Source organism: Gordonia hongkongensis (genome assembly GCF_023078355.1).
Classification (GTDB): Bacteria; Actinomycetota; Actinomycetes; order Mycobacteriales; family Mycobacteriaceae; genus Gordonia; species Gordonia hongkongensis.
In genome coordinates this window covers 458,017-473,882 of the sequence record NZ_CP095552.1, presented here as the reverse complement: position 1 = coordinate 473,882, position 15,866 = coordinate 458,017, and the positions used below count along the sequence as shown (strand labels likewise).

The 15,866-nt window shown below is 64.7% G+C and carries 10 protein-coding genes and 1 pseudogene; 6 read left to right on the top strand and 5 right to left on the bottom strand.

Features of this window, described 5'->3' with window-relative positions; genetic code table 11:
- Positions 1–38 precede the first annotated feature (38 nt).
- On the bottom strand, positions 39–1,718 hold the full coding sequence (locus MVF96_RS02080; RefSeq protein ID WP_247451021.1) for a nuclease-related domain-containing DEAD/DEAH box helicase: 1,680 nt from the start codon (positions 1,716–1,718) through the stop codon (positions 39–41).
- A 125-nt stretch (positions 1,719–1,843) separates the two neighbouring features.
- Complete coding sequence (locus MVF96_RS02075) at positions 1,844–2,563, bottom strand: NUDIX hydrolase (protein WP_247451019.1); 720 nt, start codon at positions 2,561–2,563, stop codon at positions 1,844–1,846.
- Between the two features lie 141 nt (positions 2,564–2,704).
- Between MVF96_RS02075 and MVF96_RS02070 the strand changes: the two genes are divergently transcribed.
- From MVF96_RS02070 to MVF96_RS02050, 5 genes are all read left to right on the top strand, one after another.
- The gene (locus MVF96_RS02070) at positions 2,705–3,973 is read left to right on the top strand and encodes a vWA domain-containing protein (RefSeq protein ID WP_247451017.1); all 1,269 of its coding nucleotides are present in this window, start codon (positions 2,705–2,707) and stop codon (positions 3,971–3,973) included.
- Between the two features lie 43 nt (positions 3,974–4,016).
- Complete coding sequence (locus tag MVF96_RS02065) at positions 4,017–5,513, top strand: ADP-ribosylglycohydrolase family protein (protein WP_247451016.1); 1,497 nt, start codon at positions 4,017–4,019, stop codon at positions 5,511–5,513.
- A gap of 328 nt (positions 5,514–5,841) precedes the next feature.
- Positions 5,842–6,153 carry an LppP/LprE family lipoprotein gene (locus MVF96_RS02060; RefSeq protein WP_083207384.1) on the top strand — a complete coding sequence of 104 codons (312 nt, stop codon included), beginning with the start codon at positions 5,842–5,844 and terminating at the stop codon, positions 6,151–6,153.
- Positions 6,154–6,237: 84 nt separating this feature from the next.
- Positions 6,238–7,344, top strand: a complete 1,107-nt coding sequence (locus MVF96_RS02055) for a protein kinase domain-containing protein (RefSeq protein WP_247451014.1) — start codon at positions 6,238–6,240, stop codon at positions 7,342–7,344.
- A gap of 156 nt (positions 7,345–7,500) precedes the next feature.
- Positions 7,501–8,487: a phospholipase D-like domain-containing protein gene (locus MVF96_RS02050; protein WP_238994998.1), complete on the top strand. Its 987-nt coding sequence runs from the start codon at positions 7,501–7,503 to the stop codon at positions 8,485–8,487.
- A 207-nt stretch (positions 8,488–8,694) separates the two neighbouring features.
- Here the strand turns inward: MVF96_RS02050 and MVF96_RS02045 are convergent, their stop codons facing one another.
- From MVF96_RS02045 to MVF96_RS02035, 3 genes and pseudogenes are all read right to left on the bottom strand, one after another.
- The gene (locus tag MVF96_RS02045; RefSeq protein WP_247451012.1) at positions 8,695–11,553 is read right to left on the bottom strand and encodes a UvrD-helicase domain-containing protein; all 2,859 of its coding nucleotides are present in this window, start codon (positions 11,551–11,553) and stop codon (positions 8,695–8,697) included.
- A gap of 89 nt (positions 11,554–11,642) precedes the next feature.
- Positions 11,643–11,927, bottom strand: a pseudogene (locus MVF96_RS02040) (UvrD-helicase domain-containing protein); the annotation flags it as partial.
- 1 nt (position 11,928) lies between these two features.
- Positions 11,929–14,730, bottom strand: a complete 2,802-nt coding sequence (locus MVF96_RS02035) for a PD-(D/E)XK nuclease family protein (protein ID WP_247451010.1) — start codon at positions 14,728–14,730, stop codon at positions 11,929–11,931.
- A 254-nt stretch (positions 14,731–14,984) separates the two neighbouring features.
- Between MVF96_RS02035 and MVF96_RS02030 the strand changes: the two genes are divergently transcribed.
- Complete coding sequence (locus MVF96_RS02030) at positions 14,985–15,866, top strand: TY-Chap domain-containing protein (protein WP_247451008.1); 882 nt, start codon at positions 14,985–14,987, stop codon at positions 15,864–15,866.

Genomic DNA, 15,866 nt, shown 5'->3' with positions numbered 1-15,866 from the left:
AAGTCTCGGCGTCCGTCCGGCTCGCGCGCGGCAACACATCAGCGAGATCTACGCGTTCCGTCCCCTGATGGAACGAGACGCCGGGCCACCTCGGGACCGCCGACCTCCAAAACGAATTGCGGGTCTCCGCAAACGATCAACTGATCACGCGCCCGAGACAGCCCGACGTAGAGCCGCTCGCGTGACCGCTCCCACGACTTCTCCTCGTTGAGCGCAAGCACGATGACGCGCCGTTCCAGACCTTTGAAACCCAGCACGTGACCGTAGAAGACCTGTTCGGCATCCCAGAACGACGACCAGTACTCCCGGTTTCCCTGCGACTGGCGCGCCTTCTGTTCCTCGTGTCGGCTGCCGGTCGTCAGCAGCGCGATGTCTTCCGGGCGCCATCCGTCCTCGAGCAGCGGGTCGATCTGATCGTCGGCCACACCGAGTGCTTCCTCAGCCGTGCAGGCGATGAACCGGACCGACGGCCCGTCGCCACCGTTGAGCCTCATCCGTTGTCCGACGAGCGGTTTGAACGCCTCTGCGATCTGTTTGGTGTTGCGCAGATTGTGGTCGAGGACGAGTGGCACCAGGTCGACGGGCGGCGACCCCTGCCGAGCGAACACACGCTGGGCCTCGTCGCTGAACACGAAGATCCCGCTGGTGTCCTCGTCACGCAGGCAGGCGAGCATCGGCTTCCACCATTCGTCGGCGAAGTCCTGCGCTTCGTCGACCACGATCGCGTCGAATCGCCTGCCCGGCGAAAGCGCCTGGGCCAGTTCGTACATCTGCTGCGGCAGCGTGTACTCCCAGAAGTCCGACGCGGCCTTGGTGCGCTCCTGCTCGTCGGGTCCGCTTGCGGCTCCCCACGTGATTCCCAGTTCATGGAACTCGCCCACATAGGCGGGTCGTTCCTTGCGACTCCAGGTTGCGGTGAGCCGCTCGAGATACGAAGCGAGTCCGTGTGAATAGCAAACCAGCGCAACACGTTGTCCGTCACGCGCCAGACGCCGAGCTTGTTCGATGGCGAGGAACGTCTTGCCGCTTCCGGCGCCACCCCGGATCTCGACGCGACGGAGTTGATGGGCGGCCCGTAGGATGACAGCCTGCTGAGAGGTCAGAGCGTCGGCCACCTCTTCGTTCTCCAGCGCGCGGGCCACAACGTCGCGCTGCGGCAGGCCACGCCCGCTCAGCACCGTGGCGAGCTGCTCGATCCCGGGACCGTCGAGGACCGGAAGGCTCCCGACTTTCTGCAGCAGAACCTCTCGAATCAGCGGCGATATCTGCTCAATCTGATTGCGGTCGACGATCTTCCACCGCGGACAGTCCGCCAGCGCGAACGCGGGCCCGACTTCCGAGTGCGGGAACACGGCCATGTGATCCCATCTCACCCGCCCCTGAGTCCATCTCGGATCCGATTCGACGAACTCTCGCAGTGCGTAGCAGCCGCCGCGGGCCTGCCCGACGGGGTCGATACGTTTGGCAGACTGCCCTGCCCGCTCCTGCCACCACGATGTTCCGTCGTGCCACACTTCACCGCCTTTCACTTCGACGCAGACGATTCCGGCGCCGGCGATGGCAACGAGGAAATCGATCTCGTGATCCTTCGCGTGGTCGGTGACGCGCTGTCCGACGATCAGCAGGTCGTCCTCAAGCAACTGTCCGACGATCGCCTTGAACACAGTCTCTTCACTCGACGCCGCGAATCGCGGAGTCGCAGGAAGTACTGTCACCACCGCGTTCCCCTTCCACCAGGCGGTTCATCTACGTCGACACCTCGACTGTCACTCATCCTGCCCCCACTGAGGACCAGGGCGCAGGACTCGCAGGTAGGGACCAGCGATTTGAAGACTCTTTCGCATCAGAAAGCCGGCGGATCCGCACTCGGCAACCGCCATCCGAAGGTTGCCGTCGGCGGCGCCTCCTTCGCGAACAGCCGCGCCGGACGGCCGCCGGCGACACGTGTGACCGGGTTTCCGTCGCCGTCGGTCTGCGGCGCCAGCAGAGGCTGGACCCGCCGGTTGAACGAATCCCGCATCAAGCGTCGCCCCAGGATCGCCTCGTGAAGCTCTCGCAGTTCTGACAGGGTGTACGGCTCCCGCAGCAGATTGTCCGGGTCGGGCTTGTCCTCGTAGCGCTCGCGCAGATTGTCGGTGGCTGCTGCCAGTATGGCGTCGTGGTCGTACAGCAGCCGCTCCCCTGAAGCCAGAGCCCCGTCCGGCGTCACCTCGACGAGTTCTCCGGTCACCCCACCCAGGTCGTCGGCTCGCAACGCGACCACATGCGCGATCGAGATCGTCCAGCCCCGTGGATCTCGATCAGGATCACTGAACACCGCCAGAAGATGCGGATGAACGTGATCGGGCGAGAGCCCCAGCTTCAGCTCAAGTACCTCACGCACGGTGTCAGTGACCGAACGTCGCTCCCTCACGAACCGACCTGGCAAAGCCACGCGCCCCGAGTCGGGATGCCGCTGTACGACAACGTGCACAGCACCTGCAGCGACGGTCAGCACGGCGATGTCGACGGCGACGTTGGGGCGCGGATAGTCAGTCAATTGTTCAGACGATCTCGAAGCCACCGCTTGACACTATGCGAGAATTCGCGCAAACTACTAATCGCATTCCTGCGTAAAGGGTGTCTCAAGGCGCATTTCCCCGCCGTCCGCACGGGCCTCACCTCTCCAGGGCGCACACGCCCACCTCACCACCGAAGGAGCATCATGAAGCTCTCTGCCGCACTCGATGTCGACGTCGTCGCCCTGGAATCCGCCGATGAGCTGACGGTTCTCGTGGAGCTGGTGGCACCGGAGGCGCCGACTGCGAACCGGCCCCCGACGGCCCTGCAGGTCGTTCTCGACCGCAGCGGCTCCATGTCCGGCGCGCCGCTCGACGGCGCCAAGAAGGCGCTGGCCGGGGTGGTCGCCCAACTCGACCCGCACGATGTGTTCGGCGTCGTCACGTTCGACGACACGGCCCAGGTGGCGCTGCCTGCGTCGTCGTTGATGGACAAGCAGCGCGCCGTCGACGCGATCAGGGCCATCGAAACCGGCGGTTGCACTGACTTGTCGTCGGGTTATCTACGCGGCCTGCAGGAGATACGGCGCGCCGGGGAGTCTGCCGGTATCCGCGGCGGGACCGTCCTGGTGATCAGCGACGGTCACATCAACAGCGGGATCCGCGACGTCGACGAGTTCGCGGGCATCACGGCGAAAGCAGGATCCAAAGGGATCGTCACCTCCACCATGGGCTACGGCCGCGGGTACGACGAAACGTTGCTGTCGGCGATCTCGCGCGCCGGCAACGGAAATCATGTGTTCGCCGATAATCCGGATGCCGCCGGTGCTGCCATCGCGGGTGAGGTCGACGGCCTGCTCTCGAAGTCGGCGCAAGCGGTCACCTTGACCGTTCGATACGACCAGCGCGTCCACGAGCTCGCGTTGTTCAACGATCTTCCCGCGCACCAGATCGGCGATGGTGAGGTGATGATCGAGCTGGGTGATCTCTACGCACTCGAGGAACGAAAACTGCTGCTGCGCATGAAGGTCGGTTCGATTTCCGCCCTCGGCCTGACCGAACTGGCAACGTTGCAGCTGCGCTACGTCGAGACCGCGTCCCTCGTGGAACACACGGTGTCGCTGCCCGTCGTCGTGAACGTCGTCCCTGGCGACGAGGCTGCAGGCCGTGTCCCTGACCCGAAGGTGTACTCCGAGCGTCTCTACCAAGAAGGTCAGCAGGACAAGCTGGAGGCCTCCCGAGCGTACGAGGCCGGCGACATCGACGGCGGTTCGCGGCGCCTCGCACGATCGCGTCAGAAGCTCGAGTACGCCATGCAGGAGGCTCGTCCCGAGGACCGTGCGGCCATCGCCGACGAGATCGCGATGCTCGACCGCTTCGGAGTCAGCGCAGGCGCCCTGGACAGCGTGTATGCATCCAAGGCGATGCGCGCCTCGTACCACCGGACGAACCGCAAGCGTGGCCGACGCCATTGAGGATGTCCGCTTGTTCCCACCCATCCGACTGAAAGGACCTCACGTGAGTCGACTCACCATCGCCCAACTCGACCGAGCCGCAGGGGTTCTCCTCGGTACAGCCGCCGGGGACGCGCTCGGCGTTCCGTACGAGTTCGAAAGCAGAAGTCTGGGTTCTGACGAGAGACCGATGATGCTCGGCGGCGGACTGGGCGACTTCGCACCCGGCGAGTGGAGCGACGACACGTCGATGGCCATGGCGATCGCACTCGTTGCTGCCAAGGGCGCCGATCTCACCTCTGAGGACGCGATCGACGCCATCGCGACGAACTTTCTGAGTTGGTTCGACGGCAACCCACCAGATGTCGGAGTACAGACCCGCGCGGTGCTGAGCGCCGTTCGACGCGGGTCAGCTTCCAACCATGAGCGCGTCGGGTCCCTCATGCGGGACGAGGCAGCGCGTTTTGCGCAGACACATCCGCGGTCGGCAGGCAACGGAGCGCTCATGCGAACCGCACCGGTCGCGCTGGCGCACCTCCACGACCGGGACCGACTGGCGATCGCCACCCGCGCCGTAGCGGAGCTGACCCACGCCGACCCGCTGGCCGGCGACTCGTGTGTGCTGTGGTCCGAAGCCATCCGCACAGCCGTGCTCACCGGGCGGGTCGCTGTGTCCACCGGCCTCGACCTGTTGCCCTCCGACCGCAGGTCGCGGTGGTCGCAATGGCTCGACGAGGCGACGACCGTAGATCCGAAAACGTTCACTCCCAACGGTTTCACGGTGACCGCGCTCCAGGCCGCCGTCGCCGCGATCATGCAGACGCCGATCCCGGACGACGTTCCGTGCCGCCACCTGCAGCACGCGCTCGATACCGCCATCCGCATCGGGAACGACACGGACACCGTCGCAGCAATCGCGGGCGGTCTACTCGGTGCCCGTTGGGGCGCAAGCGCGGTGCCCTGGTCCTGGAGGCGCGCGCTACACGGTTGGCCTCGGCAGGGTTGCTCACCGGAGGACCGGCCGAGCGATGCGCGGGACCTGGTGCGCCTCGGCACCTTGGCCGCGCGCGACGGGCGCGCAGATCCGAAGGGATGGCCGACCGTCGAAGACGTCCGCTATCGGGAGCATGTCGCCACCGAGGTGGTGGCGCATCCGTACGACGACGGCGTGTTGTTGGGGACGCACGCCACGGTCGACCATGGGGCTGACGCAGTGGTGTCGATGTGCCGGGTCGGTCGACGTCAGACTTGCTTCGCGGGCGCTGCCGACATCGTCGAATCACGGTTGATCGACTCCGACGATCCAGCCGACAACCCGAACCTGGAGTTCGTGATCGCCGACACCGCAGACGCGGTTCGTGGTCTGCGCGCCCAGGGCAGAACCGTGCTGTTGCACTGCGTGGCCGGACACCAGCGAACACCCAGCGTGGCTGTCGCTTACGGTGTCCTGCTCGGCCATCCGGTCGCTGAGGTACAGCAGAAGGTGCTCGAACTACTACCGGCGGCACGGGGTCGCGGACTCGTGTGGGACGCCGGCTCGTCTTCGATCGCAGCTATTTGACCGCCTCGGCCGAATCCAGCAACCGCGGCGCCTCACCGGCGTAGCTTCGCAACTGCATCCACCGTCCGACGCTCCCAGGGGAGACAACCATGTCCGGCTCACGCCTACGTGCCGTCCATCAACTGATCGTGGTCGCGGTTGCGCTACTGACCATCACCCTGGCCGCGCCCGCAGCATCAGCTGCTCCGCAACGGAGCCAACCGGTGGCCGGAACAGCGGGGCAAGGATTATGCCTCGATCTGAATTCGTCGGAGGTCAAGCTCGGCCTCCGCGCGGTCGGTCCCCCTTCGGGCAGCCCGGACTGCGATGGGTAGCGCGTCGCGCACCGATGGCGCGATCGCTGGATCGCGCGCCTAACTGCCCGTCCCTGATGTGGGCGACGTTCGACGTCGCGGGCGGCACCGTCTCGTCGCCGGCCGTGGTGCTGCTCTTCCGGCCCGGAAAGTACCTTGGTGTCACCAACCGCCCGACCGGACACACCCGGGTCAGCGGATTCACTCCGGTGAGCGTCACCGTGACCTACCGCTGGCCACGTGCCGCGGACGCCAATGCCAATCCGACGGGTGGCCCGGTCTCATCGACTTTCGTACAGGTCTTCGACCGCGTGTTCAGGTTCGGGGAGTTGCCGCCGGGGGTGTGACAAGCGACTTTCATAGCTTGGGTACCGATGCGAAGGTTCTCGATTCTCGGTCTCACGTCTGCCGGCGACGCCTATCGTTGAACGATGGCGTCGACTTCACCCCGGCTCCGCCCAGGTCAGACGATCACCAACGACGATGGCCGGAAGTACTGTATTCAGGCGTACATCGCCGGTGGAGGTTACGGCTCTGTGTACCGCGCGACGGCAATGTCGGGCCGCGGACAACGCAAAGCCACCACCGTCTGCGTCAAGATCTGTGCGTCCGCTGACGACTGGCATTGCGAGGCACACTTTGGCAACCTGCTGTCCGGATACTCGGAGGTGGTCGAGCTTCTCGATTCGTTTGCGTTCGGCACCGGGGCGGGCCGGCGCACTCGCTATGTCCTTGTGACGGAGTACATGCCCGAAGGGACCGTCGCCGATCTGGCAGACGACCGTGACTGGCGCGGTTGGACTCCAGGTCGAGTCCGTCGCGAGATCAGCCGTCTGTTGAAAGTGCTCGCACTCATGCACGCAAGTGGCGTGACTCACCGTGACATCAAGCCCGCCAACGTCTTCATCCGAGATGGGCATCTTGTGCTGGGCGACTTCGGTATCTCCAAACACTCCCTGACCCCGAGACGCTCTGCTATCGACGCCTACACCCCTGCCTACTCCCCGAACAACATGGACGAACGACAGAACTGGGCAACGTGGGTGGACATCTACCAGGTCGGGTTGCTAGCCGGTACCTTGTTGACGGGCGACGATTTCGACAGTAGTCACGTGCCCGGCATCCGCGACTTGGACATCCCCGACGATCTGAAATGTTGGATGTGGCACGCCACCGCACATCACGGCCTTCGATACGTGAGCGGGTTGCAAGCATCTCAGGCGCTTCGGCAGCTACGAGATGTCGACATGAGAGACAAGTCCGGGCCGAAATCGATACGGGGACATCATGTGACGCTCACAGGCCGGTTCGCAATGGGGTCGCAACGCAAGTTGGCGCAGATGATCAGTCGCGCCGGCGGAACCGTCCAATCCACGGTCACAGACAGGACGACAGTCCTCGTCCGGGCCGGCAGTATGGCGAATACGGTAGGGGTCGGCGAGGGAAGCAAGCTGTTCGAGGTCCGCGAACGCAAACGTCGCGGCGAACGAATCCATGTGATCAGCGAGGAGCGTTTGGGCGCTTTGCTCGAACGCTAGTGTCGTCACTCGCGAGAAAGAAGCCACAGACCCTCTCACGCTTACTGCAGGGAGTCGGAAATACTCTTACGGGAAGTAGGTTCTGTCCGTGCAGCCGCGCGAGCCAAACGGACCAAACCAGGCTGACGCACTGCGTTTTCTAGCTATGGTGACGAAATGGTTCCCAACGTGGACCGGACTCAGGTTCGGGCTGGATCGTCTCTGTTCGAGGCACTCCGGTCGGCTCGCAGCGGAGTGTCCTTGTCCAGCCCGTACCTGACTGTCGACGTGGCGCACAAGATCAGCATGATCGCACGCGGCCATGAGGCGACCTGGAGATTGCTTACCAAGTTAGACCCAGTGGCCCTAGCAGGCGGTTACTTGTCTGCAGCAGGACTGAGATCATTGCTCCGAGCAGACGTCAGCGTTCGCACCCACCCGAGACTTCATGCAAAGGTATACCTCGCAGACGACTTTGGCCTGGCCGGTTCGGCGAATCTCACGTCCTCCGGTCTTGGCCTGACTGCGCGCCACAATGCGGAACTCTCTGTTTCGCTGATCGCTCCGGAGATTATCGAAGCAGGCCGTATCTACGACGAGTGGTGGTCGAGTGCAACCGAGGTCGACGAGGCTGCATTGCTTCGCGCGGAGGAGTTAGCGTCAGCGTTGCCCGCAACACCGAAGTCGGCGACTGTCGACGCGCAAGAAACTACGGACGCGGCCGTTGAGCGCATCTTGACGGATGCGCGTGACCCGAGCCGCACGCTATGGATCAAAGCTGAGAATGGAGCGCCGAGCCTCGAACAGTGGCGCCATCCTCACTGGTTTTCCAGTCCCGCAAGAGGGAGGCCAAGGTTCGCGCCTGGCGACCTAGTATTAATCTTCGCGAAGGAGGCTCGCGGAGCATATGCAGTGCTTGAGATTGCTGGCAGCGCCTCGTTCGATCCTGATTTTGTTACCGTGAACAGTAACGGCGAATCATGGATTGGCGAGAGATGGCCGTGGGTGACCAAGACCATTCCGCGCATTGTTCCTAGTGAACTAATTGTCGTGACACGAGAACAATTGGGCATTTCGCCGTACTCTCTACAGGGTGGCCATAAGGTTCTCAGTCTGAATGAGTTCGCAACCGGGGTTCGAGCTCTTGCTCAACAGATCGCTTGAAGAGACACAGGGTGCATCACTATTGGATTCACATTTGCCCTTCGGACCGTGACCGCTGAATCGACTATACGCTGACTGTCGTTCGACCTCGAACGGTTCCTTCGAGCACCACTCAGCACTCGGCAATATCCGAACTGCTTACGGTCGCTCCGGCGACCAGCGGGCTGCCACTCGCCGAACATGGAGCGATGTGACCACGGGATGCCGCTAGTGCGCACTCCTTGCTAGCACAGCCGCTTGCCCCACCCGACAGAACACCAACTCCAACCGAACGACCCTCTCACCCGTCGCCTTTCGCAGCAGATCGGCGTAGATCGCCAACTGTGCCCAGTAGGCCTCGAGCGTGTGCGCGGTTACTCCGACGTCGGTCTTGTAGTCCGCGATGACGAGTCCGCCGTCGGGGTCGCGGTAGACCAGATCCGCGATGCCTTCGACCACCGTTGTGCCATCGGGACCGAGCCCCGCGAGCTGCATCTCCTTCCAGTGCTCGCCGACAGCCGCGCGATGGACGGATTCGGACTCGAGTGCAGATCGGGCCAGTGCGACGAAGTGGTCGACATCGACGATGCCGACGGCAGCAGCAGCCTGGCGGGCCACCGCCTCGAAGGTCTCGTCGAGGACCGCGCCTAACTCGGTCTGCTCCAAGACCCCGTGCAGGGCGGTGCCCAGCGAAGCCCCGCTGTCGACGCCTCCGACGCCGGGTGAAACATTCTCTCCTGCTTCGACTGTCAGCAGGCCGGCCTCACGGTAGCGGTCCAGCAGCGCAACCTCGGCGGCATCATCACCGTGCACTATCCGCGTCGCCGAGTACGACGCACGCAACGCCGACGACACCTCGATTGCGGCCGTCTCGGCTGTCCACTCATCCCAGGGCTGCCGCTCGAACTGCTCGATCGGATCGTCGTCGCGTCGTACCGGTTCGATCAGCTCGGGCACCCTGTTCGGTAGACCGTCCAGCGCGGGAGCCAGCGTCACACTCCACGAGGCACCTTTGCCCGTGTATCCGGAAACGGCGAGGTGACTCTCTGCGCGAGTGCAGGCAACGTAGAGGAGGCGCTTCTTCTCAGCCTCGGCGTGGGCCTTCTCCGCGTCGGCTGCCGGCTTGTACCCCTTCGACGTCACCGACTTCGACACGCATGCCTGCAGTGTGCCGCTCGCATCCCAGAGCAAGGACTCCGGCAGCGTGCGGAATCCGCCGCTCATCCCGGCAACCACGACCATCGGAAACTGCAGACCCTTGGCGGCGTGGATGGTCATGATCCGCACGGCGTCCACGCCGATCTCGGGAAGGACGGTCTCGGCCACACGCGCGTTCTCGTCGGCCTGGGTGTCGGCCCAGTCGATGTAGTCGCGCAACGATCCCCGATCCTCGGCGTACCACGCGCGAGCCTGATCGATGACGAACCGCAGTCGTCGCCACACATCGCGGTGTCGGGGCGAATCCATCGAGACCTCGAAGACGCGTCGGTCGGTCGCCAAACGGCTGAGCAGGGCACTGGGATTCAGGTCACCGAGCTCGAATGACAGCTCGCGCAGGTACCGATAAGCGGCGGCAACGGGTGAGGATCCGAGCACCTCGGTCGGAGCGTCGGCGTGGATACTCCATCGGCCGTTCGCTGCGCTCCATCGCAGCAGGTCGTCGTCGCCACAACCGAACAGCGGTGTGCGCAGCGCGGCGACGAGCGCCGCTTCGTCTGCGGTGTTGGCCAGCGCCCGACAGGTCACCAGCAGGTCATGAACCTCCTGCGTCGAATAGACGAGACTCGATGCTTCCGAACGGAACTCGATCCCTGCTGCATCCAGACTCTTCTCCAGGAAGGGCAGAACCGTGCGCGACGGGATGAGGATGCAGATGTCTTTCCATGTCAATGCCGCATGCCCGTAGGTCTCGTCGTCGGCTCGCGACTCTCGACACCAGCCCTTGTCGACAGCCGTTGCGATGATCCGGGCGACATCGCGAGACTCCCGTGCTCGAATCGCCTCCGCCGGCGACAGCGAAGCCTCATCGTCGACGGGCTCGTCGTTGTCAGGGAATACGAATGGTTCCGGACCCCACTCGATGTCCCACCGAGGCCTGCTCGGCACGGGGTCTAGCGGCGTGTAGGTCGCCTGGACGTGACCGTCGGCGACGATCATCCGACCGAACACCGTGTTGATCCATTCGATGACCGGCCGTGTGGAGCGGAAGTTGGTCGTCAGTTGGACGACGTCGGCGGCAGGGGTCTGGTCACGCGCGGCCATGTAGGCGGCGATGTCGGCCCGGCGGAAGCGGTAGATGGACTGCTTGGGGTCACCCACTGTGAACAGCCTGCCCGCTTCGTCGGTGCCGGCGACGATACGTTGCGCCAGCTCGAGTTGCAGCGGGTCGGTGTCCTGGAACTCGTCGAGCAGCACCCGTTGGTAGCGCTCGTGGGTGGTCGCGGCGACGGCGTGCTTGCTGAGCACGTCGCGAGCGAGGACGAGTAGGTCATGGAATTCGAGTTGGCCGCTCCGCTGCCGCTCGCGCGCTTCGTCGAGGACGATCTCGGACAGATGCCGCACCACCACGCGAACTGCGCCGTCGACATAGGTGCCGACGATGTCGGGACAGATCTCGTCACGCAACGCCTTGACTCGAGTCTTGATCTCTTTGACCTGAGCGGACCCACCGCGCCAGTTCTTCCCTGCGCCACCGTTTCCCGGGCCTGGACAGAGAGCCGCTACAGGTATCCATCCTGTCGCATCGCGTTCTGCCGCAACAAGGATGCGCCACTCCTGCAGCTCGGTCAGCTTCTGCGCGAGCTTGTCGTCGAGGTCGAGGCAATCGGCGAGGTTGTCGGCGATCGCGTCTGCCTCCCACAGCATGCGGTCGATGTGTGCGGGAGCGATGCCTTGTGGGTTGTCGTCGAGGGTGAGGCGGTCCCAGTTGCGGTCGAGTGCGTCGGCGAGCGCGCGCATCTGATCGAGCGAGGCGCCGGCCGCCATGATGATGCCCATGGCGTCGACGAGAATCGGCGGCGCGGCGTCGGTGAAAAGGCGGGTGCGCATGCGTCGCCAGCGGCGTTCGAACGACAGCTGCGACCCCATCGCGTCGACGACCGCGATGCGCGGGGTACACCGGCTTCGAGTGGATGCTCACTGATGATGCGGGCGGCGAACGCATGCAGGGTGCCGATGGCCGCGGTGTCGATCTGTTCGAGGGCACCGCGGGCACGTTCGGTGTCGTGCTCAGCCAACTCGACTCGGATTCGTTCGCGAAGTTCGGCTGCGGCCTTCTCGGTGAACGTGATGGCGGCGATCCGATCGAGTTCGATGCCGTCGTGCAGGACGAGCCGGCAGATGCGGCCGACCAGGGAGTGGGTTTTGCCGCTGCCGGCGCCGGCTTCGACGAACAGGGTGGTGGCGGTGTCGGAGGTGATCCGATCGCGGGCTGCTTGGTCGGCAAGAGGGAGTGCGGTCATGTCAGCCTCCGTACTTCCGTACATAGTCGGCGATTTCGTCAACGTCCTCCAACGCAGCCCAGGCACGGCGGAGTCCGGCGCGGCCGAGGAGGTCGATGACCGGCAGCTCCCAGTGTGTGTCCTCGACCTTGGGCGGGAAGTGGCCGGCGAGAATCGAGCGGTGGACGAGGGCCATGTCGTCGATCAGGGTCGCGATGACGTCGTCGGTGACGGGATAGCCGATGGAGGCGAACTTGCCTGTGGAGGTCACGAACCAGTACCGGGCCTCGACGTCGGCTCCTAGCGTGCGGGCGAACAGTCCGTAGACGGGGAGCTGGAACTGTAGCCCCGAATTGGTGGGAGCGACGTCGGAAAGGTCCTTGTACTTGTCACCCTTGCCGGTCTTGTAGTCGGTGACGCGGATGCGGCCGCCGCTGTGTCGGTCGATGCGATCGATCTGGCCGCGGAAGCGGATTCTGTTGTCGCCGAGCGCCAGTGACACCTCGGCTGCCGAGTCGGTGCCGAATGTCTGTTCAGCGTGCGTCGGGCGCCAGCCATCGTCTTGGTCGGCGCGGTTGTGCTTGTGCCAGTCGGCGAGATCGCGGAGCATGATGCCGCGGTCTTTGGCCCACAGTTGCTCGAGCCAGCCGGGACTGTTGGCCTGCGCTTCGTCGAGTACCTCATGGGCGACGAGGTGCAGACGGGCGAGGTCCAGTTCGGCGCCGTCGATGGTGTCGAGAACGTAGCGCTCGAGGATCGTGTGAATGAGAGTGCCGCGGGTGAGGGCGTCGATCTGGGCGACCTCGTCGGGGTCGCCCAGCGCACGGAGCTGCAGAATGTGTTCGAGGAAGTACTGATAGGGACTTTGCACCCAGAGTTCGAGACCGGTCGGCGACACCGGGCGGTCGAAGGTGGTGATCAGCTCCTTGACCGTCGACAGGTTGCCGTTGAACCGGGTGAAGCGGCCGTTCAGGCGGTCGCTGCGCAGGTTCATGCCGAGGTTGATGATCGGGTCGTCGAGGGCGCCGCGGCGTTGATCGGCGGGGACGGCTGCGAGCTCGCGGAGCCGCCATTCGGTGTCGGATGCGGCTGATGCACCTATTCGGTCGTCGGCGCGCTGGGCGGCGACGTCGAAAGATTCGACCGCGACGATCGGCTCCACGTTCTCGGTTTCGCGTTGCCAGTTCACGACATTGACGTCACGACCGGCCAGTCCGCCCATCGCCGGGATGAGCCATCGTGACGGCACCCTCTCCGCGCCACCGCGCAGGTTGCCGCGGGGGAACGTGACGATCCGTTCCGTGCGCCCTGTGCTGACCGCACTCGCGAAGGCGATACGTTGCCGTTCCATACGCTCGCGGGCGGTGATGCCGGTGAGTTCTGCAGGTAGCAGCGGATCGTCGCGGCGGGGTGCGGGGATGATCCCTTCAGCGCTGCCCATGACGACACTGACGTCCAGGTCGCGCCCGGCGCCCGCGGCGATCGGTCCGATGGTCACGCCTGCGCCGGAGTCTCCATGCATTGTTCGGTGCGCAGTCAGGCGCACGCTGACCGCATCCAGAACGCGCGCAGCGTTCGGCGGCGGTGCGATGCCGTCCATGCCGGCAAGGCTGATGCAGTCGGCCCGGGTAGTGGCAAAGTCGGCCGCAGCGACCTCGCGCGTGGGTGTACGGAAGTAGCGGTCGACCAGTGCAACCAGCCGTCCGGCCGCGGTGGTCCAGTCGGGCGCTTCGACGATGGCGTGCAGGTCGGCTTGCAGCTGTCTGACGTACGTGTACAGCGCTACGGCCATCGCATGATGCTCTTCATGTGCACCGACACGGGTGAGTCGTTCCCAGTCGGCGCCGCCGACGATGGGTTCGTCCTCGCGGGTGAGGCGTTCGAGCCGACGTTGCGAGATCGGGTCGTCGTCGATTTCGGGGCGCCGGACTGCACCCCCGGCGAGGAGGGTGAAGAGTTCGCGGCGCGGCATCCCGTCGAGGTCGAGCTTGAGCAGCCCGAGTAGTGCACGGCCGGTGGGTCTGTCGACGAGCGTGTGGCATTCGGGCCCGGTGAAGGCGATGTGACCGGCGGTGAGGTGTTCGTGGAGCAGTGGTAGGTATGGGTCATCGCTGCCGTAGAAGACGCCGATGCGGTGGCCGGGTGTGCCCCCGGCCAGATGCTTGCGCACGAGGCGGACAACGGCTCTGACCTCGTCGTCGGCGTCAGAGGTGTGGATGATCCGGGTTGGCGAGACGGTGACCGCCTGTTCGACGGTCTCACCGTGTTGTTGGAGTGCACGCAGGAGCTTCTGCTCGGCGCGGGTCCTGCTGACAGGGTGGTAGACGATCACCGCGCCGAGGTCGGCCAGACGTTCAACTGCAATCGCATACGCCTCGTGCGGGAGGTAGTACCTGGTGATCAGACGCTCGATCGCTGCGCGATATACGCGGAGGAGGTCGGCGACCAGGGGCGTCGGTGAGTCCACCCGCGGCTCGTCGATTGCGGTGAGTTCCCAAGCCGCGCCGGCGAGGGCTTGCGCCGTGATGGATTGGTCGGCGACGTCGGTGAAGACTCCCGGGACGTCGGCGAGGACTCGCGCAATCGCGGCTTCCAGCAGTGGATATGCGAGTGCCAGGCGAGGTGCGAGAGTTGGACCCGCGAGATTCGAGACGACTTGCTGAAGCGTGAGAACGCTAGTGCTGGCCACGGACCCTGCTCGAGCCAGACTGTGGAGGACATCCCGTCCGGAGCCGTGGTCGGGCACGACGACACTGACCTTGGCGAGTGGCGCACCAGCTTTCATCCGCATAACAGCTTCGGCCAGGAGGTCGATCGGGGGCATGGGGTCATGATGCCTGGTCCGTCTGACACATCATCGATGTTGGACTGACCGGTGGGTCGTGGTGCTCTCGGTCGAGAGCCTCTCCGCGATGTCCGGCTACAGAGTGTCGGACCTGCGTTCTATCCTGAGGGCGTCAAGTGATCCTGCGCCGGCTACGGCGCGGACCATCTCACCGCTCCCATTCGAGAGCACTCCCCAGCTCGCCCGCGTTCGGGTCCTCGTCGAGGTCGAACGTGGCCGGAAAGGAGACAACCATGGCCAAGGACACCTTCGAGGCAGCCGTAGAAACGGCGTGGGCTCACTTCGAACGCACGCTGACAGCTCGGCTGGCAACGATGGAACTCGACGACATCGTCTTCGTCATGCCGACGGAAAACACCGGCCTCCGCTTCGCTCTGCGATTCGGCCGGCGGAGACACGGGTCATTGCACGCCACCATCGCCTGTGAGACAACCGGTTTGGACGATCTCATTCGAACGTCCGGTTGGCGGAAACGAACTGACGGGCGCTTGACCTGCGAACGGCACCAGGGACCCGCCGCCTTGGCGGAGATCGCCGCGCAGACGCTGCGCGAAGTCTGGAACGTCCCGGATCCCAGCTTCATCTGTGATGTCGGTCGGCCCCGTCCAGACCGCGCGCCGGTGATCGACCCCGAAAATCTCGGACCGGATCGGTTCCGCCTGCTGATCCGCGACGAACTCGCCACCTTCTGCGGCGGGTCCTTCCCCATCCGTTCCGACGCCACCATCGCACTTCCTACAGCGCATTTCACGTCGTCGATCGGCATCTCCCTTGACGCTCCGTGCATCGACATCTTCGGGCACCTCGAATCGGACGTCAGGCGCCCGCGATTCACTCAGGGCCTACTCGACGATCTCGCGGGTGACTACCCCACCGTCGAGTTCGTCCTCGACGGAACCGACCTTTGGGCTGTTCGACGCGTCGACGCCCGCTGCTTCGGACGCGACCATCTGTTCACGGGGCTCTACCAGTGGTTCGACTTCGTCGACAACGGGCTGCCCCGACTCCACGACCGGCTTCACCCGGCCCCACGGTTACAGACCGTTCGACGGGGTAGGCCCGCCGGTGACAGGATCGTCAACCTGCAGCCGCGGCTCCAGCACAACAGTGACTGA

Coding starts and splice junctions, on each gene's coding strand:
- MVF96_RS02045 (WP_247451012.1), bottom strand. CDS start 11,553: ATGGGGTCGCAGCTGTCGTTCGAACGCCGCTGGCGACGCATGCGCACC.
- MVF96_RS02050 (WP_238994998.1), top strand. CDS start 7,501: ATGGTTCCCAACGTGGACCGGACTCAGGTTCGGGCTGGATCGTCTCTG.
- MVF96_RS02070 (WP_247451017.1), top strand. CDS start 2,705: ATGAAGCTCTCTGCCGCACTCGATGTCGACGTCGTCGCCCTGGAATCC.
- MVF96_RS02030 (WP_247451008.1), top strand. CDS start 14,985: ATGGCCAAGGACACCTTCGAGGCAGCCGTAGAAACGGCGTGGGCTCAC.
- MVF96_RS02035 (WP_247451010.1), bottom strand. CDS start 14,730: ATGCCCCCGATCGACCTCCTGGCCGAAGCTGTTATGCGGATGAAAGCT.
- MVF96_RS02060 (WP_083207384.1), top strand. CDS start 5,842: ATGGCGCGATCGCTGGATCGCGCGCCTAACTGCCCGTCCCTGATGTGG.
- MVF96_RS02055 (WP_247451014.1), top strand. CDS start 6,238: ATGGCGTCGACTTCACCCCGGCTCCGCCCAGGTCAGACGATCACCAAC.